Here is a 22,190-nt window from a genome sequence, read left to right as displayed (position 1 = left end):
AGTTGATCAATATGAAAATATTTAACTTTGTTAAAAAATTTATATTTAAGTACAAAAGCTCCCTGATAGTATTTCTGTTTTTTAGTATCATTGGATGGCTCATGTCAATTATAGTGCCTTACATTACAGGTAATTATATTGACCTTCTATTGCAGAGTAAAGATTTCAAAGTAATTTACGATTTTACAGCAAAGATAATATTAATTGGCATAATCACTATAACTACTTCTTTCATAGTGAGCTATACCTATGTTAAAATTCAGACCAAATCAATGACAGACTTAAACTTTTACGTATTGAACCATGTAACTAAATTGCCTATTCTTTACTTTAAAGGAGTAGACAGTGCATATCTAAATCAAAGAATAAACTCTGACAGCAATACTGTAGTTTCTTTTGTATTAGCCAATATGCTAGATATTCTTACTAATGCTTTAACTATTATTTTCTTGGCTTATATTTCCATGAGAATAAATGCCAAATTAACTTTAGAATTAATGGCTTTAATTCCTTTATATATATTTCTTTACTTTTTGTTTAGAAAACCTTTATATATAAGAGGCTATGAATTAAAAGAAAAACAGAACGAATTTTTTTCAAAAATGAATGATAATTTGCAAAATGTAAAAGTCATAAAACTAAATGCCACTTTTAAGGAAGAAACTGAAAGATTAAATAGCGCATTTGAAAAAATGTTTAATTCATTGCTGAGGTATACAAAAGTTTCTTATCTTTTTAATAGCAGCAATTCAATGGTGACTACTATTGCAAGGGTAATAATATTTTTTGTTGGCGGAATGGAAATAATAAATGGAAATTTGACAATAGGAGATTTTACGATAATTAGTAGCTATTTTTCGATGATGATAGGAAGTGTTGGGTATTTTTTAAACTTGGGTAAGTCATATCAGGATGCTTTAGTTTCCTACGATAGATTAAGACAAATATTAGATGAGCCCCAAGAGATAAATGGTACTATTAGATTAGAGGGTATAGAGACTATTGAACTTAGAAATGTTTCCTTTGCTTATGACAATTCTAAAAAAATTATACACGATTTCAACTATGAATTTGAAAAAGGGAAAATATACTGCATTGTAGGAGATAATGGAACGGGCAAAAGTACTCTTATTAACGTAATTCTTGGAATTTTAGTAAATTACTATTCGGGTGAAATACGCTACAATTCAATAGAACTTAAGGAACTAGACATGTATTACATAAGGAGAAAAATCATTGGAGTTACTGAACAGGAACCAAAATTAGTTAATGACACAATTATCAATAACTTAATATATGGGGTGGAGGTTTACGATTATAAAACTATTGATAAACTGCTAAAAGATTTAAATGTAAATATAGATAAATTTCATGAAGGATTGAATACAAAACTAAATGAAGCCTCCAGCAACATTTCAGGAGGAGAAAAATTAAAGATAGCGATTGCCAGGACATTTTTAAAAGATCCAGATGTCATAGTGTTAGATGAGCCCACGTCTGCCTTAGATGTTGTTAGTATTGAGAAATTAAAATCTATGCTAACAGCACTCAAGAAAGAAAAAATAATTTTAATTGTTACTCATAACCAAGAGTTTTTAAATATAGCGGATGAAGTGATAGATTTAAATAGAATTTCTAAAAAGGTGGAATGTTTGGTGTAAAAAGTTTCACAGGTTTTGAATTTAAAGATTCTATAGAAATCAAAAACTTAACCTTTTCTTACGATGGGAAGAGAAATGGTTTGTCGAATATAAACATGAAGCTTGATAAAGGCAAAAAGTATACATTAGTTGGAGAAAGTGGGTGTGGAAAGACCACACTGCTCAGAGTGCTATTAAATCACATTACAGATTATGAGGGGCAAGTGCTAATTGACGGAGTAGATATAAGAGAATTTGACCCTGCCTCTTATTACAGGAAAGTTAGTATCATACAGCAGGATGTCTTTATGTTTGGTGACACATTAAAGAATAACATTTGTCTGTATAGTGAATGCAGTGAAGAGGAACTCAATGAGTCATTGAAACAATCTGGTTTAATTCAGGTTGTTGAGAAACTCCCCAAAGGACTCGATACAATAGTAGGGGAAGGGGAAGTAGAACTATCGGGAGGAGAGAGACAGAGGATAGCAATTGCAAGAGCGTTAATCAAGAAAGCTGAAATACTGCTTATAGATGAAGCTACGGCGGCTTTAGACAAAGTTACGGCAAGCGATATAGAGAGGACACTTATAAATTTAGATGCGACAGTACTTGCTGTAACACATAAACTAGACCTGGAGATACTTAAAAGGTATGATGAAATATTTGTAATGAGAGATGGAGAAATCATTGAAAGAGGCACATTGGATGAGCTATTAGAGAAGAGAGGGTATTTCTATTATATGTATAATTATGGGATTGATGAGAAAGAAGAGATTGAGACTGTAGAAGAAACTGTATGAAAGGAAAATATGAGTGAAATGCCAGAGATTGGAGCGTAACCCAGAATCAATTCGGGTTGAAATTGTTTAACTTACCATATATTATAATAGGTAAGAGAAGGAAAAGTAAAGGGAGGCGGTAGCGTTAAATAGGGATGGGTAGTAGTTAGCTAAGCTAGACTATTTCAAATATAGTCTAACTTACCACACAAAAATTGTCAAAATTATAGAGTTTGATTAAGCTCAACAAACTATTGAATCAGTTTAGCTCAATTATCCACTTGGTAGCCATGTTTATTGAAGGAGGGTTCACGATGAAAATAGAAAAAAATCTTAAGTAGTATCTTTTTAGCTATGGTTATGGTTGTAACTCTTTGTATTTCAGCTATGGCAACTGAAACCGAAGATGAAACTTATATTGAGGTTCCTATTGTCACAGTTAATGAAAATCTTAACGTGGCAGAGATTGGTAAAATACTTTTGGATTCAGCAAAAACATCCACAAATGATATCACAACGGCGTCTACTCCTACTATAATTTATGCTACTATAACCCGATCCGGAAATACTGACACTTGTCATGTGTATTTAACCTGGAGTGGAACTGATCTATATTACGCTTGGCGTTTCAAATCTTTAACCATAGAGGATACGAGCTTTCTCTTCCCAAAAACGTATGCAACATTTGGAGATGGGAAGACGTACAGTACGTACTATACTGGTGTCTCCAGCGTAGGTACAGTTTTTATTGGATATGCTACAATACCAACTCATGTTAATAAGGTAAAGGTAAGTGTTAAGGATTTACAGGGGTATAATCTGACTTCTGGTGGTTGGCTTTCAGCATTAACATTTACAGGTACAGTTACAATAAACTAAATAAAGAATTAAAACTTTTCAGTGAAAAGGAGCTAAGACAATGAATAACAGAGAGGACTTACTAAAAAAATACAAACATAAAATTATGCCTGGTGAAAAAAGTATTGAAGAATTAATTGATTTCTTGAAACAGAAAGTGGATATTAAAGAAATTTCCACAACAGATTTGCCAGAGTCTATTATGCAACACATTGCGTTCAATGCCGTTCATTGTTTGCGAAATCAGCGATTAAATCTTACTGCTAGAGAATTTAATTTCATTGCATATAAAGTTTTAAAAAATGATAAAAGTAATTTGTACTATCAGTCAAATTATGCGCACATATCCAATAATGAAAAAGATGATATAATTTATGTTGTTTTTGAAACAAAAACAGGATGCATCCATTCAAATTGTAACAGATTGCTTTTAGAATTATTCATTGAACAAGGAATTAGTGAGTTTGATTATAAAAATAAAACACCTATGTTTTATGCTTACCTGGGCTATTTGGATGCCTATAATAATGGAGAATATTGATTAAAAAAGTGATAAATAGTCAAATCTTTATAAAAAAACTTACAATAAGGTAAGCATAAAACAATCCACCTCATACAAATGTCAAGCATCCAGAAGTAAGAGCAGAAATATTAAAACAAAAGACAGTGGAAGTAATTAAGTCTCTTGAAAAGTGAGAAAGTTTGCATTTTAATAATTGTTGGAATGTGTTAGAATATAATTAAGAAATCTGTAATGGTTGTGTTTAAAATGACAAATTTTGATAATGATAAACTTGATGATATTATTTATTAAAACGCAAGGATGTTGCCTAAAAATGCTAAAAAAGAAGTTTTAGATTTTATAGAATATCTTATTCAAAAGAGAATGAGAATTGTGAAAGAATTATTTGAAACAACAAAAGAAACTAAACAAAGGTTTGAAGAATTGGGTTATACAGAAGTGAGTATTTCTAAATTTGTGAAAGGAATAAGAGATAACTCCAAGAAAGTTCCTACAAATAATTGAGGGAAGTTAAAGAGCGGCAGAACCAATGATTTTATAGTCAGCAAGGAGTAGAATGCTAACATTTTACTCTCTGCTGTTTTTTTGTTTAAATATTAAAGCTTTTGAAAATTTTTCAGGTCTATATTATAAATTTTCTTGCAACTTTCTATGACCATTTTCTTTAACTTTTCATGCCCACATATTTCTGAAAGATTTACAGCCTTTAAAAGAGAGTCCATGTAATTTTCTCTATTAAGCTTAAATTCGGCAATTCCCTTTCTGAAGTATAAAAGTGCCAAGCCATTTAAAGTCTTGTTTTCTGTACAAGTTTTAATACCTTCTTCTGCGTAGTAAAGCGCCTTATCATATATGGAAGCCAGGTGATACGCATAGGAAAGGTTATAATATACCCTAATTCTTTCTTCTACATTGTCTGGCTCTAGAGCTTCTAAGCAGAAAAGGAGCATTTCTATACATTTTTCGTATGATTCTTTTTCTCTTAGTATAATAGCCATATTCATTAAAATTCTAACTTCCATACTGCTGTACACAAAGCGGGTATAGTTAGAAAAAGAAAAATCTGGTATAGTGACTTTCATAGCTTCAATCAATTTTTCTAAAGCCTTTTCATAATCATTATTTACAGTTTTTTCAATAACAGACTCCACTAACAAGAGAAGTTGCTTCAATAATCGAATGTAATAAAGACTCATTTTCCTTTCATCAATTATTTTTTTAAGCTCTTCAACCTCCTTTTTCAAATCTTCAAATTCTCCACCTTCAAGCTTATCTTCAATAGAAGTTTTTATTTTATAAAAAGAAGAGTAATCTTTAAGTCTGTACTTAAGCAAGAGCTCATTTAAGTCTCTTTTAAAGATGACAGACATCAAATCAAGAGTTTCCTGTTTAGGCATAACCTTTCCATTTTCAATTCTCCTTAGAGTATCTGTGCTTACAAGAGTTTGATCTGCTACATCTTTCTGAGTAAGCCTTAAAGATTTACGTATATCTTTCAATTCATTTCCAAAAGCCTCTAAATCATAATAGAATCCATCCATTTTTTTACACACCACCCAGAATCAATTCGGGTTGAAATTGTTTAACTTACCATATATTATATAGGTAAGAGAAGGAAAAGTAAAGGGAGTATGGGGAGGGGTGAAAAGATGTTAATTATTGAGGAAGCCAAATATCATATACCTGTAGGTGGGGAACCAAATTTTATTTGCGGGTGCTTTATCGCACCAGTTCGCACAATATTCTAATGAATTAAAAATCTGAACACCAGTAATTGGCCTGGTCATCTGATGACCAAGCCAATTACTGGTCCATAAGAAAGGAGGAAAGAAGATGTCCAAAGAACTTAAATTATCTCAATATGTACTAATAAAAGAAGATTTCCCAATAAAAGGCTACTATTTGCTTTATAGTACTTTGACTAGAAGTGTTATTGTTTTAGAAACAGAAATTTTTGAGAGAATTAGCAATAAAGATTTTGAAAAATGCCCTGAAAACATTATTGAAGAACTTTTTAATCAAGGGATATTAGTCTCTTATTCTGATAATGAGTCTAATTATATAAAATACTTTATCGAAAAAGGCAAGTTCAGCAATCCAGGATTTGGGGCCATGATATTGACCACTTATGATTGTAATTTGAAATGCGAATACTGTATAGAAACAGAAATCCAAGGATTCAGAAGGGAAAATATGACTAATGATACAACGAAAGATATAATTAATTGGATTCAAAGAAAGATAGATGAAAAATCCTACCGCATCCTAGAACTGGTATTTTATGGTGGCGAACCTTTACTTAATAAAGATCCGATATTTCAAATTTGCAATTATTTTTATAATGAAACCCTTAAGAAAAATTTAACTTTTTCCTTTAGCATTATTACAAATGGGACTATTGAACTTTCTGATGATGAATTAAAAACACTAACGAAAAATAACCTCAAATTTATTCAGATAACAATTGATGGAAGCAAGTACATTCATGATAAAAGAAGACCATATAAAAATGGGGAGGGAAGTTTTTCAGATATTATAAAGAACTTAAAAAAATTTTTGGAATTTACTAAAGTAGCTGTAAGAATTAATGTAGATAGTGCAAATATGGAAGATATAGATAATTTATTAAAGTACCTTAAAGAAGAAGGTTTAAACAATAGAGTTTATATTGATTTTTCTCCTCAAATGAAGTCTTGTTATCCATCTTTACAGTGTGATTCTAACGTTTTAACAGACAAAGCCTTTAGCGAATTTTTAATTAAGAAAGCACTTCCCTCAGCGAAAAGAGACGGATTTCCCATTACGCGAAGATTTGTAGATAGCGGACCATGTCTTCTTCTTTCAGAGTCACAGTTTGTGATTGATCCTGTGGGAGATATATATAAGTGTGGTGGTTTTGTTGGTAAAAAAGAATTTTCAATAGGAAATGTTAGAGATAAAAAATTTAATAGCAAATATGTGGAATTCATTACAATGGATAGATGGAGAGAATGTATTGAGTGTCCATATGTGCCTTTATGTGGGGGAGGCTGTGCTTTTGAATCCTATGTTAATGTAGGAGATTATACTAAAAAAATTTGTAAAAAACAACTCTTTTCAAGAGTTACCATGGAAGTCCTTGCTAGTTCTCTAGACACAGAGAAAATAGTTGATCATTTGAAGAAACGAAAAGATTTAAATGGAAAGGTAGTATAAAGGAGGATATTAAGTATGACAGAAATTTTAAAAATTGAAAATTTAACCAAAATATATCCTAATGGAGTCAAAGCAAACGACAATCTTAATATTTCAGTTAGAGAAAGAGAGATTATCGGAATTATTGGGCCTAATGGCGCAGGGAAAACCACTCTAATAAGGCAAGTACTTGGGTTACTGCGTCCTACCAATGGGAAAATTGAAATTTTTGGGGAAGACATATCTAAAAGCCCCCATATTGTTAGAGAAAATATTAGCTATTGTCCTCAAAATATTCTGTATTTTCCTTCCCTTACGGTAAAAGAAACTATCGAATTTGCACTTAAATTTAAAGGCTTAAAAAACGAACTTCTTTCCCAAAAAGTAGAAGAAGCTTTAAAAGGTTCGGGACTTGAAAATTTTAAAAATCATGCAGGATATATGCTTTCTTCTGGTATGATGAGGCTTTTGTTACTAAATATTGCTATTGTTAAGGATTCACCTCTTCTTATTCTTGATGAACCGACAGCTATGGTTGATGTGATTTCAAAGACTCGAATTTGGGAAAGGCTATCTCAATTGAGAAGTATGAAAAATAAGGCTGTTTTGATTGCAAGTCACGACATGAATGAAGTAAAATCTCTTTGTGATAGAGTGTACGTAATAGTAAAAGGGAAAATTATAGCAGAAGGTTCACCAGAAGAAATTTCAACTTTAATGAAGATGCCGGTAGAGATAACATTTATTCCTTTTGACGAAGAAAAAGTAGAAAAAGTAGAAAAAGTATTTGAATATGAAAAACCTCTCGGTTTTAAAAAAGAATATAATGTTTTTAATGTTACTTTTGATGAACTTAATAAAGGAATTAACTTTATAAAAGAAGTAAATGAATTAGCGGGGCTTAAATATTTGGAGCTGGAGGCTCCTTCATTTGAGAAAACTGTTGTAAAACTATTGGAGGAAGGAGATAAAAAATGAACAGAATTATTACTGGAATCCAAATGGAGTTTAAAAGCTTAAGATTGTATAAGTGGCAAGTATTAACTAGTCTTTTGATTTTGCCATTATCTTATGTTTTTGTATTATTATTGTTCGGAGATATCCGTGGAGAGACGGTAACTTATTTAATTTCTGGTTATATGGTGGCAACTCTCATTGGTTCTTTTCTAGGATTGTATGCAATAAGGATATGTAATCTGATGGAACCTCAAGTGCTTGAATTGTATTCTACTTTATCTGTTAGTACCTTTGAACTTGCTACTTCACTTGCTTTAAGCTATATAATACTTACACTTCCCAGCATACTAGTTTCAATATGTATTTCTGTCGCTTTTTCTACTACTGTTAATGCATTATTCTTAATTCTAGCTCTTTTAATCTCCATTTTCACTATCTTACTCATCGGAACTTTCTTAGGACTTCTGATCAAAAATATATTTATCGCGCAAGGTATAATCCCGCTGCTTTCGTGGGTTTTTCTACTTTTTGCACCGGTATATTATTCGACGGAGAATTTACATCCTGTATATACTTCAGTATTACTTATAAATCCTGTCACCCATTGCTTAAGTTTAGTAAGATTTGCTTTAGGCTTTCCTCCGATAGCTAATATGATCTGGTCGTTTATATATCTTACAGTTCTCATCACTGTTTTGAGTATTTATGTTTTAAAGACATTTAAACGCATATATATTCTTGAAAGATTTTATTAATTGTCCTTTCTCAAATTAGTCAAGTACCAATTTTTGTATAAAATTCTTCCATACCCAAACTGAGACTTGTCAAGAATTTTGTGTCTGGTTAAAGTAACATAACTGGAAAAGTTGTTGTATTTCATAGATATGGCCGTTTATCATTGGAACCGGTTTTATTCATTTTGTCTCTTTTAAATTTTTTTTCTCTGGAGATAAATATTAATTTCAAGGACCTCAATGGAATTGAAATATCTACCCGTTTTTATGCGAATTTTCTCAATAAGGCTGTTGGCACTTTCTACAACATTAGTGGTATAAATATGCTTTCTTAAATGTTTAAGGTATTTAGTAAAAGCTAAATAATACTCTGTTTTTTCCATAAGGAGATTCATATAAAGGAGGAACTCGTTATTATGAGGAGGGTTCCTGCTTTTGCTATACAGGACATTTGCTTATTTTATAATTACATTTTTCCTACCTGATTTATTTTTTACTGCTAATACTTTTTCTCTATAATTAACATCCCCTGTAATTACGTACAAGTCTTCATAGATAACAGATAGGTCATTGTAAAAAATCTCTTCAGCAAAATATTTTTCGCATTTTTTAAGAAATCTATAAGCCTCCTCAAATTCTTTATTCAAGTATTTTATATGACCTAATATGAAAGCGAGCTCTTTTTTCCCTCTCATGCTGAGTAAAGAAGTATTAATGCTTTCTGAAAGTTCAATAACTTTTTCATACATACCGATATTAAAATAAAGAATCATCTCTTGAATTTTAAACTTGTGATAAAGTTCAGCGTCATCTTTGTAATCATTCTTAGCTTTTTCAAGCACTTCAAAGGCTTCTTTAAATTTGCTACTGTGCCTTAAGGTATTTATATAGTTCAGGTAGCATTTTCCAGCTTCTAAATGATCGCCCTGAAACTCAAATAAAAGTATCGCTTTTTTTATATAGTAAAGGGCTTTTTCATAATTTCCTAAGTTGTAATAGGCGATATTTAGAGAAGTATATATATCTGGCATAATTTTAAGGCTTATAATATCATTATTGTAATTAATGAAATTTTCCAATATAATTACTACTTTTTGGAACTGACACGTTTTGAGGTAAGTGTAAGCTAAATTATTATGTATTGCAAAACTTACAGGTAAACTCAAGGCATTAAATTGATAAAGATACTTTCTTGCAAGCTCTAAGTAATGAAATCCCTTTTCATAGTTTTTATTTTTAAGCATTATTTTAAAAAGAGAGTTTAAGGCATCAGAAAATTTTTCTATATTTTCCCTTTTAAAGTCTGTGCTTGATTTAGTAAAAGCATTTATATATTTTTTCAAAATTTTTAAAGCTTTATCAAAGATATTGGAGTAAAAATAAGACATGCCAAGATAGTAGTATTTATTAGAATCTTCTACTTCACAAAAAGCATTGTGATTTTCCTCGGACCATTTAATAATTTCGTAATAATCTTTGGCTAAAAACAAGTCTTTAAGTAAAGACGAATTTTTCTCAAAAAGTATGTATTTTTCTCCTGTAGAATCACTAAAGAAATAACTTACAGGTACTTCTAATTTTTCGGCGAGGTAAGCTAACTGTTCTAATGAGGGGAGTGCTTTCCCGTTTTCAATTCTGCTCAAGACCACTCTACTCATAAAATTTCCACACAATTCACTTTGTGAGAGATTTTTTTGTAGTCTCAAAGCTTTAATTTTATCGCCTATAGAAGAGAGCATAATTTCACCACCAGAGGGGATGAAAATGTTTAAGTGTTTTTTATAATTATAGCATTTATGGCCATAAAAGGGAATACACAAAATTGACAAGAAGAAAAATAAAGTTTAAATTTTCAAACAATTTATTTTAAAATTGACTTTTTGTATCCTATAACAATTGATTATACTGTCTTTGAAGCCATTTTACAAATTTAACCTGTTGTAACTTACAGTTACAAAATTAAAATTTTTCACTGGTGATATATAAAAAAAAGAGAAAAAGAAAGGAAAATATAGATAACTTCGCCAAAACGAAATATTGGGAGGGCTTATAAGCATTTTTGCCATTTTACTGGAAAGAGGTAAGAATGGTAGGATAAAATTGAAAGAAAATTTGGGAGGTGAAGAAAATTGAAGAAAGCTATAGCTTTATTGGCATTAGTAGCTTTTTTACTTGGGATAGTGACGTACATTAACGTAAAGCCCTCCTATATAAATGATAAAAAAGTAATGCAACAATACATGTTAGCAGAAGAAAGAGAACCAAGGGTACATGGAGATATAAATAATCCATGGGGTGGATAGAAGCTTAGAAATTGAAAAATATTTTTAATATCCAATGCTTACATACCGTAGAAGATAAAAACTCAAGAAGGATAAAAAGATATCTATAGAACGGCTTAGATGAAAGCTTTTGAATTTTCCCCAATCTATTATAAATAAAAAAGATGCAAAGCAAAAATAGATTTCAGGCAGGCTGAAGGCACATTTTAGAACTTTGATGTAAATACAAATAAAAAAGTTTTAAGATGTGCTCAGTATAGAAATTGTTTAGGGGGAGGTGTCAATAGTGAGAAAGATAAATTTCGACCCCATCGTTAATCCAGCATTTTGTGGTTTCGCAAAAATATGCGGCGTTGAAATTAAGTAAAAATTCAAAAGGTGAGATATGTAGTCTTTTAAACTACATATCTCACCTCCTCTTTTTCCTTAATCATAATTGGATTATAAGGAGGAGCGTGTTTTCGATGTATTATGAAAAGGCTAATGTTTATATTACTAATGACAAGAAGATATTATTTGATTTGAATAAATACGATATATACGAGATTGATGATGAAACTTTCAACTTATTTGAAGAAATATATTTTGAGGTAGAAAAAGGAGTTTTATTTGATAAAAACATTAATGGAAGCACTCCTAAAAAGAAAGAAATATATGAACTGTTGTTTAGATTTCGGAATTATGACAGTAGTGGAGAAAAAGAGATTACCCAGATAAGGATCCACACGAGCAATGAGTGTAACCTTAAGTGCAAGTATTGTTATGCGAACCATGGGGACTATAACCAAGAGGAAGCTATAGTGACAGAAGAAATAGCGGAAAAAGTAGCTGATTTTATAAAGTTAAATTTTCCAAAAGTTAAAGTTATAGTATTTTTTGGAGGAGAACCTTTACTTGGATATAAAGCTATGGGAAAGATATGTGAAAAAATGGGAAAAGAAATACATTACATTGTTAACACTAATCTTACGATTTTAAATGAAGAAATAATAAAAATAATTAACGAGTATAGTATAAATGTTACAGGAAGCATAGATGGTCCAAAGGAAATACATGATCTTAATAGGGTATATAAAAGGAACGGAAGAGGAAGCTTTGATATTGTTAGGCACAATGCTAAGAAGCTTATGGAGGAAACAGAATATTTCGATACGGTGGATGCCGTATATACTCTTCAGGCTCAAAAAAAGTATTCTAAACATCAGATCGCAGAGTACCTTTACAAAGAGTTTAGAGTAAAATATATTGCTATTGGCGATGTGATTACAGAAGATGAAACGCTTAAAGTAGAAAAGGAAAAGGTCCAAGATATAGAAAAAGAAGTTGAATATGTGTTTGACAATATAATCGCTGATAGGTTTATTTATCTAAATGAATACTCTCTTCCATTAATATCATTTTTCTCCAAATCATATAATGATAATTTTTGTACTACAGGTATATCGAACATTACGATAACAGCCAGCGGGGATATATGGCCATGCCAATTGTTCATTGGGAAAAATGAATATCATATGGGGAAAATAGATTTTAACGACATTACAAACTTCGATTTTAAAAAATTCAATGAGGTGTCAGATAATTTTTACAAAATAAAGAAATCTAGATTTTCAGAATGTCAAAAGTGTATTGCTAGATATTGGTGTGTAAAGTGCTTGGGTGCTATACAAAAAAATAACTTAGAAGAAAATATTATAACAAGTGAGTGTGTAAATGTACGGAAAATAACAGAAGTAGTCTTGGAAAAATTAGGATATTATATTTTAAATGGCAATTTTGAAAAACTATACGGCAACCTAAAGAAAACGACAAAAGGAATTGAGGATAAATTTTTAAATGTTGTATAGGGATGTGCAAAATTAATTAAAATAATCACGAACAAAAACCAAAATATGTATGACATACAATATATAGTAATCAACACTGACAATCAAACATAAAGGAAGTGGTAAGGGAAAAGAAAAGACAAAAAGAGGAGCTAAAAAAGGGCATAAATATCCTGTAGAAGTCAAATGTTAAAAAATGGCATGAAATAGATTCAATAAAAATTAGGCCGATTGCATCAAAGCAACAAGAGATCTAAACTCATCATATTTGCCCAATTTAATAGCTACAATAGCGACAGTAAGCAAAGTAATATGGCCAAAAGTATTAAGGTTGCTCACAGAATTAATATTTCTAACATAAGCCTTTTCAAAATCCAGAGCTTTAAAGCGGGAATTATATCTTTCTGATTCAATTCTCAATTTGTAGACGGCCTTAAAATATAGGGAGTCTCTATTAATAGAGGACCTATAATCAGAAGATATAATAGCATACTTAGTACAGCCTCTATGCTTTTTGCCATTAAAATATTTAGGATGATTTATAGGGCAGGCAGAATCATCCTTAGAATTACAGAACTTGCAAACAAATTTTTGCTTAATAAAACCATCAAAATATTGCTTGCCATCTTTAAGCATTTTAATACCCGCTTCACAGACCATATAACCATCATCAGTCAGAGGGGGATTTTTAGAATTACGCTTGTTAAGAGGAATAAAGCAATGACCGTGGAGAATATTTCTAACATAATTATAAAGTTTCTTAACATCATAGCCTTTATCGGCAATAAAATTAACATACTTAAGGTTAAACCACTTATTAGTCTTCTCAAGCAAAGATAAAGCGGCTTCAAAATCAGGGGCATCAGCGGGGGTAGTAGTTTCAGCGATGGGTAAACCAGAGATAGCATCAACAATAATGTGATTTTTATAGCCCCAATAAAACTTATAGCGTTTATTAGAAGAATCGTTAGAAGCAGAATAAACGCCTAATTTACAATCCTTATCTGACTTAGGCTGATTATCTTTAGAGAATTTATTTTTAGAAAAAGACTTAGGGTTATTTAACTTAGTGTTAGCTTTAATAGGGGTAGAATCCATGGAAATAAACTCACCGGAGATAATACCCATATTTTTGAGGATATTGACCTGATTTTGAAAAATAGAGGTCAAATAATCATGAGAGAAGTCATTAATAAAACGGCGAAAAGTCCAATAAGAAGGAAGAGGTTTAGAAATGTCGAAGCCACAAAGATGAGCAATGATAAGATTATTGCGGAGATAATCTAAAAGGTCAGAAATTGTGCCGAATCTTTCAGCTTTCATGACAATAAAAGCTCTAAAAAGTGCATGGTGAGAATAACCCTTACGGCCAGGACTAGAGGAAGGGAATTCAGGTATTGAAGACAGGTCAAGATTTTCAAACATAGAAGAATAGAAATCAATTTTAGACTGAGAGGTAAAGAGTTCAGGTATATTTAAAAGCAATTGAAGCTGGTACATGTAGAATTTCCTCCTTCTTAAAAAATTTTTTATAGTGTATATATAATAATTCGACAAATGGGAGGGGAAATCCTACATAAAAGATAAAAAATTCAAGAGTGATAGGAAAAAAGTATGTCTGTAGAATGGCTTAAATTAAGGCTTCTGAATTTTGCACAAGTCTAATGTTGTATGAAAAGGAGTGAAAGGCCTGTATGAGAGAATTTTTATTCAAGTTCAAAAAAGAGTTTGTGCTTGCAGTATTTTTCTTAGTAGCTTCTGTATTGATAAATATTTACTTTGCTTTTATTTATAAAAAACTCATAGATATAGCAACTACACGAGATTTGGTGAAATTTTATTCTGTTGTCAAATTCGCAGTAATGTTTACCATATTGGAAGCAGTAGTTGGATGGTTAAATAGAACAACTCGATTTCATTACATGAAAAAAACTTTGATATATCTAAAAGACAGGTTATTTAGAGCAATCATTAAAAAGGATGTGGAACATTTTAATGAAGTTAATACAGGTAAGTACATTTCAATTATTTCAAATGATGTAAAGATTGTAGAAGAGGATTATTTTAACAATTTCTTTAGGCTTTTAGGCAGTGCAGTAGGATTTGTGGCTGCATTAATTTCTCTATTTATATTAAGTTACAAAATAACTGTGATGATAATACTCATGGCAATTCTTAGTGTAATAATTCCTCGCATTTTTGATGATAAGATTGCTAAAATGAGAAACGATTATTCTGAGAGCTTAGAACTTTTTACTATAGAATCTAAAGATACTCTTACAGGACTTGAAGTGATAAAGAGCTTCGGGATAGAGGATAAAGTACATGAGAAGTTTTCAAAAGTTAATGAAGATGTGGAAGATAAAAAGCTTAAATACAGCATACTTTTAAATACCTCTGACACTATGTCTGAAATTTTAAGTAGTTTTATTTTCCTCTCTGTATTTGCAGTAGGTTTGTACTTTACCATAAAAGGAGAGATGACTTTAGGAACAATGATTGCCTGTGTGCAGCTTAGCAATAGCATAATTATGCCAATATACAGTATGGGTCAAAATCTCAATAGGATACTCTCCTTAAAGAGCATATCACAGAAGATAAATGAAGTATTACAGGAAAAGGAAGAGGGGGATAATTATATACCAGTAAAATCTTTTAACGATTCAATAGAATTTAAAAATGTATCTTTTAGCTACACAGGTGAGACAAAAGCTTTGGATAACATAAACTTTACAATCAAAAAAGGAGGAAAGTACGCATTAGTAGGGACGAGTGGAGCAGGGAAATCCACAATACTCAAGTTATTGTTAAAACAATATGAAAACTATGAAGGAGAAATAAAACTGGATGGGATAGAATTAAGGAGAATAGACAAGAAAGACTTATTCAAAATAATTACGCTATTACATCAGAACGTATTCATATTTGACGGGACAGTAAAGGATAACATAACCCTATTTAATGACAAATACACATATGAAGAAGTAATAAGAGCAGCGAAGACAGCAGGATTAGGGCCATTGTTAGAGAAATTGCCAGAGGACATATTAAGCGATGTAGGAGAAGGGGGAAAACTTCTATCAGGAGGGGAGAGGCAGAGGATAGCGATAGCGAGGTCAATAATAACAAATGCGTCAATACTAGCACTGGATGAGGCAACAGCGGCACTGGACAATGAAACGGCATATTTAATAGAGAAGACGATACTGGAGATGGACATAACGGCGATAGTGGTGACACACAGGTTGTGGAGTGAGCTACTAAAGAAATATGATGAGATAATAGTATTAAGAGATGGTAGGATTGTAGAGAGGGGCAAGTTTGACGATTTAATAGAGAGGAAAGGATACTTTTACAGTTTATTTAACATAGAGAAGCTGGATAAGGTAGAGGAACCAGTGAAAGAAGGGGGAATATTTGTGGTATAGATTGAGGGCCTCTTAATCTAGGCGTATACTCGGAGATTTGTCAAGAATTTTGTGTCTGGTTAAAGTAACGTAACTGGAAAAGTTGTTGTATTTCATAGATATGGCCATTTGTCATTGGAACCGGCTTTTTCCCTTTTGTTTGTTTTAAATTTTTTCTCTGGAGATAAATATTAATTTCAAGGCCTCAGCGGAATTGAAATATTCACCTGTTTTTATGCGGGTTTTCTCGATCAGGCTATTGACACTTTCTATAATATTACTTTCTATAATATTAGTGGTATAAATATGCTTTCTTAAATGTTCAAGGTATTTAGTAAAAGCTAAATAATACTCTGTTTTTTCCATAAGGAGATTCATATAAAGGAGGAACTCATTATTATGAGGAGGGTTCCTGCTTTTTGCTATACAGGACATTTGCTTATTTTATAATTACATTTTTCCTACCTGATTTATTTTTTACTGCCAATACTTTTTCTCTATAATTAACATCACCTGTAATTGCGTATAAGTCTTCATAGATAACAGATAGGTCATTGTAAAAATTCTCTTCAGCAAAATATTTTTCGCATTTTTTAAGAAATCTATAAGCCTCCTCAAATTCTTTATTCAAGTATTTTATATGACCTAATATGAAAGCGAGCTCTTTTTTCCCTCTCATGCTGAGTAAAGAAGTATTAATGCTTTCTGAAAGTTCAATAACTTTTTCATACATACCGATATTAAAATAAAGAATCATCTCTTGAATTTTAAACTTGTGATAAAGTTCAGCGTCATCTTTGTAATCATTCTTAGCTTTTTCAAGCACTTCAAAGACTTCTTTAAATTTGCTACTGTGCCTTAAGGTATTTATATAGTTCAGGTAGCATTTTCCAGCTTCTAAATGATCGCCCTGAAACTCAAATAAAAGTATCGCTTTTTTTATATAGTAAAGGGCTTTTTCATAATTTCCTAAGTTGTAATAGGCGATATTTAGAGAAGTATATATATCTGGCATAATTTTAAGGCTTATAATATCATTATTGTAATTAATGAAATTTTCCAATATAATTACTACTTTTTGGAACTGACACGTTTTGAGGTAAGTGTAAGCTAAATTATTATGTATTGCAAAACTTACAGGTAAACTCAAGGCATTAAATTGATAAAGATACTTTCTTGCAAGCTCTAAGTAATGAAATCCCTTTTCATAGTTTTTATTTTTAAGCATTATTTTAAAAAGAGAGTTTAAGGCATCAGAAAATTTTTCTATATTTTCCCTTTTAAAGTCTGTGCTTGATTTAGTAAAAGCATTTATATATTTTTTCAAAATTTTTAAAGCTTTATCAAAGATATTGGAGTAAAAATAAGACATGCCAAGATAGTAGTATTTATTAGAATCTTCTACTTCACAAAAAGCATTGTGATTTTCCTCGGACCATTTAATAATTTCGTAATAATCTTTGGCTAAAAACAAGTCTTTAAGTAAAGACGAATTTTTCTCAAAAAGTATGTATTTTTCTCCTGTAGAATCACTAAAGAAATAACTTACAGGTACTTCTAATTTTTCGGCGAGGTAAGCTAACTGTTCTAATGAGGGGAGTGCTTTCCCGTTTTCAATTCTGCTCAAGACCACTCTACTCATAAAATTTCCACACAATTCACTTTGTGAGAGATTTTTTTGTAGTCTCAAAGCTTTAATTTTATCGCCTATAGAAGAGAGCATAATTTCACCACCAGAGGGGATGAAAATGTTTAAGTGTTTTTTATAATTATAGCATTTATGGCCATAAAAGGGAATACACAAAATTGACGAGTAAACAAACGGCAGGGACGGTTCTCTTTGTTTGAAAATTTCCATATTTTACTTCTAAATATCTTCATTTATTTAGATGAAAGAATTTAGACAAAAGACAAGTCCCTGTCCCTTTGTCTGCAATCAAAAAAGGTGGAAAATACGCTTTAGTAGGAACAAGTGGGGCAGGAAAATCGACTATACTGAAATTATTGTTAAAACAATATGAAAACTATGAAGGGAAGATATTATTAGATGGGATTGAATTAAGGCAAATAGATAAGAAAGACTTGTTCAAAATAATTACGTTATTACATCAAAATGTATTCATATTTGACGGCACAGTAAAAGACAACATAACTCTTTTTAATGACAAATACACAGATGAAGAAGTAATAAGAGCAGCAAAGATAGCGGGGTTAGGGCCATTGTTAGAGAAATTGCCAGAGGGGATATACAGTGATGTAGGGGAAGGAGGTAAATTATTATCAGGAGGGGAGAGGCAGAGGATAGCGGTAGCCAGGTCAATAATAACAAATGCATCGATTTTGGCGTTAGATGAGGCGACAGCAGCGTTAGACAATGAGACAGCCTATTTAATAGAGAAAACGATATTGGAGATGAAAGATATAACAGCAATAGTAGTGACACACAGATTATGGAGTGAGTTACTGAAGAAATATGATGAGATAATAGTATTAAAAGATGGGAAAGTAATAGAGAGTGGGAAATTTGATGAGCTATTAGATAGGAAAGGATATTTTTACAGTTTATTTAATATAGAGAAGTTGGATAAAGTAGAGGAGCCAGTGAGGGAAGAAGGAATATTTGTGGTGTAAAGAAACACCCACAGTAAAACATGAAAATGTTCAAAAGACAAGGGGACAGGGACCTGTCTGTTTTTAAGCTCTTGCGGATACATATAGTCGAAAATTTTCTGTTCTTTTATCTTTGTTGATTGGCAGTTTGACTTCTATCGGTATATACTTTAATACCTCTTTTGCAGTTTTATTATTTCTCTATTTTTTATCAGGGGTTGGAGCTACCCTCAACTCTGGGGCCTTTGAATCTTGGTTTGCTGATTCGATTCTTTTTAGTGAAAAAGACGTAGACCTTACAAAATACTGGGGACGTCTTACAAGTTATAATTACTTGGGAAGCACAATGGGTTTTTTAGGAGGGAGTATTTTAGTACGCTATAACATCTTCAGAGAAATTTGGCTAATAGAAGGTATAGGAATTTTTCTGGTTTTTATTTACGTATTTTTAACAGGCAAAAAAGATAAATCACAGAAAAAAGAGGTAGAATACAGTTATAGAGAATATTTTAGTAAAATTTCTAAAGGAACTGGATATCTATTTAAGCATCGGATTTTATTATCTATTACAATTGGAGCATTTTTCTTCTTTTTTTCTTCGGGAATTTTGTCAATGTTGTGGCAGCCCTATTTTGAAAAAGCAGGTATACCTGTAGAATGGTTTGGAGTCATATTAGCGTTAACCATGATACTTAGCATTATTGTCCCACGCTATGCTGACAGAATAGCTGAAAAATTTGGCGGGTTACTTCGGACATTAATGATTATAAGTATTATCTCGGCATTGTTTATATTTATGATGTATGTAATTCCAAGCTATTCATTTATACCTTATATTATTTATACAGTGATATATTCAGCTCATACACCAATTTTTATGCCATATTTTAATAAATTAATACCATCTTCAGAGCGTGCTACGATTATATCAATATACAGTCTGTTTATTAGTGTTTCGACAATTCTATGCACTTATTTATTTGGAATCTTAAGTGACAGAATGGGCCTTAATGCTGCACTTTTCTTATCTTTGATTACTGCTTTAATTTCCAGCATACCCTTTAAAAAGGCAATGGTATTGGAAAAAGAAGTAAGCATAGAGTAAACTGCAGAGCTTTTACTCTATGCTTTTTTTAATTTACACAGAAAAAAGGAATAAAACTTTAAAATTTAGAGAATTCATAAGCCAAATTCATTAAATGCGAAATAAAGGCCGTTTTTCGTGATTTAATAAATTTTACTGGAAATTTAAATAATGTTATTATTAAAGCAACAAAAATAAAAAAAATTAATTTTAAATTTGTATTATTTAAGATTAGTGTTGATTAGTTTAAGAAAAATAGGGGGGATACTTTGGGATTTATAAAGAAAGGCAAAATTTTTGTAGGATGCTTATTTATTGGTACAGGTTTAGGGATACTTCTTGGACATTTCATGGGTGGTCTGTTTTTAGGAGTTGGAATGGGATTTGTATTAGTAGAGGCTTTAGGGAGGTGAGAGAATGAGGGAGTATTTTTTTAAGCATAAGTTACTACTTACAGCAAATATAATTTTCACATTGGCAGAAAGTATATTAACTGTTATGGTGGCATTTATTTTGGGAAGTTTTGTAGATGCAGCTGTACAATATAATATGGAAAGCCTTTATAGAACCAGTATAATTTTTGTATTGTATTTAATTGGAGTACTCATTGTATGGTATTTTTTGAGAGTTTTAAGGGCGAACTATGTAAGACAAATGCTTTACAATTTAAAAAATGACATATTTTCTAAAGTCATAAATAGAGAAATAGACCAGTTTCAAAAGGGCAATAGTGCTGCGTATATTTCTACTTTGAATAATGATATCACAATACTTGAACAGGATTATTTTAAGAATATACTGATAATGTTAGAGCAAATATTTTCTTTTATAATCGCTACTGTGGCGATTTTTAAATTAAATGTTTACATTGCTGTAGGAGTTTTTGTCATAAATATTTTTCTCATAGTTATTCCTTATCTTTTTAGGGAGAAAATAAGTAAAGCTAAAAAAGATTTTTCTGATAGTTTATCTGATTTGACAGTGCAGACAAATGACATATTGTCTGGCTTTGAAATAGTCAAAAGTTTTAATGTGGAAAAATTGGTGGAGAAACAGTATCAGAAATACAACAAAAAAGTAGAAGACACTAGATTTTTCTTTGAAAAAATACTTGCTTTAGCAAATGCTTTGACGGAATTTTTTGGATCTTTAATGTTTTTTGTTTCACTGGGCGTTGGAGCCTATCTTGTGATAAAGCATGTTATAGAACCGGGATTGATGATAGCTGCAGTACAATTGATGAATAACATTGTAAATCCGATGATAGGAATTATAGAAAAAGTAAATGCTTTAAAAGGAACAGAGTCAATACAGCAGAAAATAATAGATATTATGCAGGACAAGAAAGACGGAAAAGAGGAATTTGTTTCAAAGGAAGACTTTAATGATGCAATAGTGTTTGACAATGTTAGTTTTTCTTATGATAGCAGAAAAGAACCAGTTTTAAAGAATGTATCTTTTACAGTAAAAAGAGGAGAAAAATGTGCAATTATTGGTCCAAGTGGCAGCGGAAAATCTACAATACTAAAACTTCTTTTGAAATACTATAACAATTTTGAGGGTAAAATCTTAATTGACGGTATAGATATAAGGAAGATAAAAACAGAAGATTTGTACAATAATTTAATATCTGTAATACATCAAAATGTGTTTATGTTTGATACTAGTATAAAAAACAATATAACTCTTTTTAAAGAGTATGATGAAAAAATTATAGAGAGAGCAATTTCTCTCTCTGGTTTAAAGGAATTTATAGAGAAACTACCTGAAAAAGAAAACACTGAAGTAGGAGAGAAAGGAAGCAATTTATCAGGTGGAGAAAGGCAGAGAATAAGTATTGCGAGGGCACTAATTAAGGGCACACCTATTTTGGTTTCAGATGAACCTACTTCTTCACTGGATAAAAAGACAGCCTCCAGCATAGAAGATTCTATTTTAAGCATAGAAGGTTTGACAGCATTGGTAATTACTCATAATACTTCTGAAGAGGTGTTGAGAAAATATGACAAGATAATTTTTGTAGAGGATGGAGAAGTAATAAAAATAGGTACTTTTGATGAGATTTTCACACCTGCGAGTGTAGTTTTATCAGTGGTAAGCTAGTTTAAATAACCCCTTTTATGTGGGCTTATTTTTTTATGCGCATATCCATTTTTTTACATCAAACCCCGATTTAAATCGGGTTAAAATTGTTTTCTTTATTTTGTATAATATAGGAAATAGAATAAGTAAAAAAGAAAATTTAGAAGAAAATAAAATGTGTGTTTTGAAATTTAATGGGGGATATACTATCTTTACATATTTGAAGGTTTC

Annotated in this window: 17 protein-coding genes and 2 pseudogenes; 15 read left to right on the top strand and 4 right to left on the bottom strand. The window is 31.1% G+C overall.

Annotation, left to right across the window (positions count from 1 at the left end):
• Window positions 1-11: 11 nt before the first annotated feature.
• The 5 genes and pseudogenes from EB239_RS01745 (at window position 12) to EB239_RS01725 (ending at window position 4,307) form a co-directional block, all read left to right on the top strand.
• Window positions 12-1,661, top strand: a complete 1,650-nt coding sequence (locus EB239_RS01745) for an ABC transporter ATP-binding protein (protein WP_003871070.1) — start codon at window positions 12-14, stop codon at window positions 1,659-1,661.
• A 14-nt stretch (window positions 1,662-1,675) separates the two neighbouring features.
• Window positions 1,676-2,443: pseudogene (locus tag EB239_RS01740) on the top strand (ATP-binding cassette domain-containing protein); the annotation flags it as partial.
• Between the two features lie 333 nt (window positions 2,444-2,776).
• Window positions 2,777-3,301, top strand: coding sequence for a hypothetical protein (locus tag EB239_RS01735; protein ID WP_003871072.1), 525 nt, complete (start codon window positions 2,777-2,779; stop codon window positions 3,299-3,301).
• 40 nt (window positions 3,302-3,341) lie between these two features.
• Window positions 3,342-3,821, top strand: a complete 480-nt coding sequence (locus EB239_RS01730) for a transcription elongation factor Spt5 (RefSeq protein ID WP_003871073.1) — start codon at window positions 3,342-3,344, stop codon at window positions 3,819-3,821.
• A gap of 282 nt (window positions 3,822-4,103) precedes the next feature.
• Complete coding sequence (locus EB239_RS01725; RefSeq protein ID WP_003871074.1) at window positions 4,104-4,307, top strand: DUF2281 domain-containing protein; 204 nt, start codon at window positions 4,104-4,106, stop codon at window positions 4,305-4,307.
• A 92-nt stretch (window positions 4,308-4,399) separates the two neighbouring features.
• Here the strand turns inward: EB239_RS01725 and EB239_RS01720 are convergent, their stop codons facing one another.
• Window positions 4,400-5,344 (bottom strand): helix-turn-helix transcriptional regulator, encoded by a 945-nt coding sequence (locus tag EB239_RS01720; RefSeq protein ID WP_003871075.1) that lies wholly within the window; start codon window positions 5,342-5,344, stop codon window positions 4,400-4,402.
• Window positions 5,345-5,636: 292 nt separating this feature from the next.
• Between EB239_RS01720 and EB239_RS01715 the strand changes: the two genes are divergently transcribed.
• From EB239_RS01715 to EB239_RS01705, 3 genes are read left to right on the top strand one after another with little or no spacing between them, the layout of a single operon-like run.
• Window positions 5,637-6,998, top strand: a complete 1,362-nt coding sequence (locus EB239_RS01715; RefSeq protein ID WP_003871076.1) for a radical SAM/SPASM domain-containing protein — start codon at window positions 5,637-5,639, stop codon at window positions 6,996-6,998.
• Window positions 6,999-7,013: 15 nt separating this feature from the next.
• On the top strand, window positions 7,014-7,955 hold the full coding sequence (locus EB239_RS01710) for an ABC transporter ATP-binding protein (RefSeq protein ID WP_003871077.1): 942 nt from the start codon (window positions 7,014-7,016) through the stop codon (window positions 7,953-7,955).
• Window positions 7,952-8,689 (top strand): ABC transporter permease, encoded by a 738-nt coding sequence (locus tag EB239_RS01705; RefSeq protein ID WP_003871078.1) that lies wholly within the window; start codon window positions 7,952-7,954, stop codon window positions 8,687-8,689. The genes EB239_RS01710 and EB239_RS01705 overlap by 4 nt, the downstream gene beginning before the upstream one ends.
• Before the next feature lie 434 nt (window positions 8,690-9,123).
• Here the strand turns inward: EB239_RS01705 and EB239_RS01695 are convergent, their stop codons facing one another.
• Entirely contained in the window at window positions 9,124-10,407 is a 1,284-nt protein-coding gene (locus tag EB239_RS01695; RefSeq protein WP_003871079.1) for a helix-turn-helix domain-containing protein, read from the bottom strand.
• A gap of 390 nt (window positions 10,408-10,797) precedes the next feature.
• Here EB239_RS01695 and EB239_RS14555 point away from each other — a divergent pair, with 390 nt between their 5' ends.
• Both EB239_RS14555 and EB239_RS01690 read left to right on the top strand, forming a co-directional pair.
• The gene (locus EB239_RS14555) at window positions 10,798-10,971 is read left to right on the top strand and encodes a hypothetical protein (protein ID WP_003871591.1); all 174 of its coding nucleotides are present in this window, start codon (window positions 10,798-10,800) and stop codon (window positions 10,969-10,971) included.
• 443 nt (window positions 10,972-11,414) lie between these two features.
• Window positions 11,415-12,797 carry a radical SAM/SPASM domain-containing protein gene (locus EB239_RS01690; RefSeq protein WP_003871592.1) on the top strand — a complete coding sequence of 461 codons (1,383 nt, stop codon included), beginning with the start codon at window positions 11,415-11,417 and terminating at the stop codon, window positions 12,795-12,797.
• A 201-nt stretch (window positions 12,798-12,998) separates the two neighbouring features.
• On the opposite strand, the gene EB239_RS01685 is transcribed toward EB239_RS01690, so the two are convergent.
• Complete coding sequence (locus EB239_RS01685) at window positions 12,999-14,276, bottom strand: transposase (protein WP_003869069.1); 1,278 nt, start codon at window positions 14,274-14,276, stop codon at window positions 12,999-13,001.
• A 194-nt stretch (window positions 14,277-14,470) separates the two neighbouring features.
• Here EB239_RS01685 and EB239_RS01680 point away from each other — a divergent pair, with 194 nt between their 5' ends.
• On the top strand, window positions 14,471-16,204 hold the full coding sequence (locus EB239_RS01680; RefSeq protein WP_003871571.1) for an ABC transporter ATP-binding protein: 1,734 nt from the start codon (window positions 14,471-14,473) through the stop codon (window positions 16,202-16,204).
• Window positions 16,205-16,622: 418 nt separating this feature from the next.
• Here EB239_RS01680 and EB239_RS01670 read toward each other — a convergent pair whose 3' ends face one another.
• Window positions 16,623-17,906 (bottom strand): helix-turn-helix domain-containing protein, encoded by a 1,284-nt coding sequence (locus EB239_RS01670; protein WP_129545078.1) that lies wholly within the window; start codon window positions 17,904-17,906, stop codon window positions 16,623-16,625.
• 203 nt (window positions 17,907-18,109) lie between these two features.
• On the opposite strand from EB239_RS01670, the gene EB239_RS01665 reads away from it, so the two are divergent.
• The 4 genes and pseudogenes from EB239_RS01665 (at window position 18,110) to EB239_RS01655 (ending at window position 21,980) form a co-directional block, all read left to right on the top strand.
• Complete coding sequence (locus EB239_RS01665; RefSeq protein WP_003871196.1) at window positions 18,110-18,814, top strand: ATP-binding cassette domain-containing protein; 705 nt, start codon at window positions 18,110-18,112, stop codon at window positions 18,812-18,814.
• An 82-nt stretch (window positions 18,815-18,896) separates the two neighbouring features.
• A pseudogene (locus tag EB239_RS01660) lies at window positions 18,897-19,898 on the top strand (MFS transporter); the annotation flags it as partial.
• 248 nt (window positions 19,899-20,146) lie between these two features.
• Window positions 20,147-20,290: a hypothetical protein gene (locus EB239_RS14550; RefSeq protein WP_003871194.1), complete on the top strand. Its 144-nt coding sequence runs from the start codon at window positions 20,147-20,149 to the stop codon at window positions 20,288-20,290.
• 4 nt (window positions 20,291-20,294) lie between these two features.
• Window positions 20,295-21,980, top strand: coding sequence for an ABC transporter ATP-binding protein (locus EB239_RS01655; protein WP_003871193.1), 1,686 nt, complete (start codon window positions 20,295-20,297; stop codon window positions 21,978-21,980).
• The last annotated feature ends 210 nt before the right edge of the window (window positions 21,981-22,190 follow it).

Origin of the sequence: Thermoanaerobacter ethanolicus JW 200 (assembly GCF_003722315.1) — a bacterium.
GTDB classification, from domain to species: domain Bacteria; phylum Bacillota; class Thermoanaerobacteria; order Thermoanaerobacterales; family Thermoanaerobacteraceae; genus Thermoanaerobacter; species Thermoanaerobacter ethanolicus.
This window is presented reverse-complemented; position numbering and strand designations above follow the sequence as displayed.

Bases quoted from the DNA above. Each gene is read 5' to 3' on its own strand.
- EB239_RS01745 (WP_003871070.1), top strand. From the start codon at position 12: ATGAAAATATTTAACTTTGTTAAAAAATTTATATTTAAGTACAAAAGC.
- EB239_RS01715 (WP_003871076.1), top strand. From the start codon at position 5,637: ATGTCCAAAGAACTTAAATTATCTCAATATGTACTAATAAAAGAAGAT.
- EB239_RS01655 (WP_003871193.1), top strand. From the start codon at position 20,295: ATGAGGGAGTATTTTTTTAAGCATAAGTTACTACTTACAGCAAATATA.
- EB239_RS01710 (WP_003871077.1), top strand. From the start codon at position 7,014: ATGACAGAAATTTTAAAAATTGAAAATTTAACCAAAATATATCCTAAT.
- EB239_RS01705 (WP_003871078.1), top strand. From the start codon at position 7,952: ATGAACAGAATTATTACTGGAATCCAAATGGAGTTTAAAAGCTTAAGA.
- EB239_RS01680 (WP_003871571.1), top strand. From the start codon at position 14,471: ATGAGAGAATTTTTATTCAAGTTCAAAAAAGAGTTTGTGCTTGCAGTA.
- EB239_RS01725 (WP_003871074.1), top strand. From the start codon at position 4,104: ATGTTGCCTAAAAATGCTAAAAAAGAAGTTTTAGATTTTATAGAATAT.
- EB239_RS01685 (WP_003869069.1), bottom strand. From the start codon at position 14,276: ATGTACCAGCTTCAATTGCTTTTAAATATACCTGAACTCTTTACCTCT.
- EB239_RS01730 (WP_003871073.1), top strand. From the start codon at position 3,342: ATGAATAACAGAGAGGACTTACTAAAAAAATACAAACATAAAATTATG.
- EB239_RS01735 (WP_003871072.1), top strand. From the start codon at position 2,777: ATGGTTATGGTTGTAACTCTTTGTATTTCAGCTATGGCAACTGAAACC.
- EB239_RS01695 (WP_003871079.1), bottom strand. From the start codon at position 10,407: ATGCTCTCTTCTATAGGCGATAAAATTAAAGCTTTGAGACTACAAAAA.
- EB239_RS01690 (WP_003871592.1), top strand. From the start codon at position 11,415: ATGTATTATGAAAAGGCTAATGTTTATATTACTAATGACAAGAAGATA.
- EB239_RS01670 (WP_129545078.1), bottom strand. From the start codon at position 17,906: ATGCTCTCTTCTATAGGCGATAAAATTAAAGCTTTGAGACTACAAAAA.
- EB239_RS01720 (WP_003871075.1), bottom strand. From the start codon at position 5,344: ATGGATGGATTCTATTATGATTTAGAGGCTTTTGGAAATGAATTGAAA.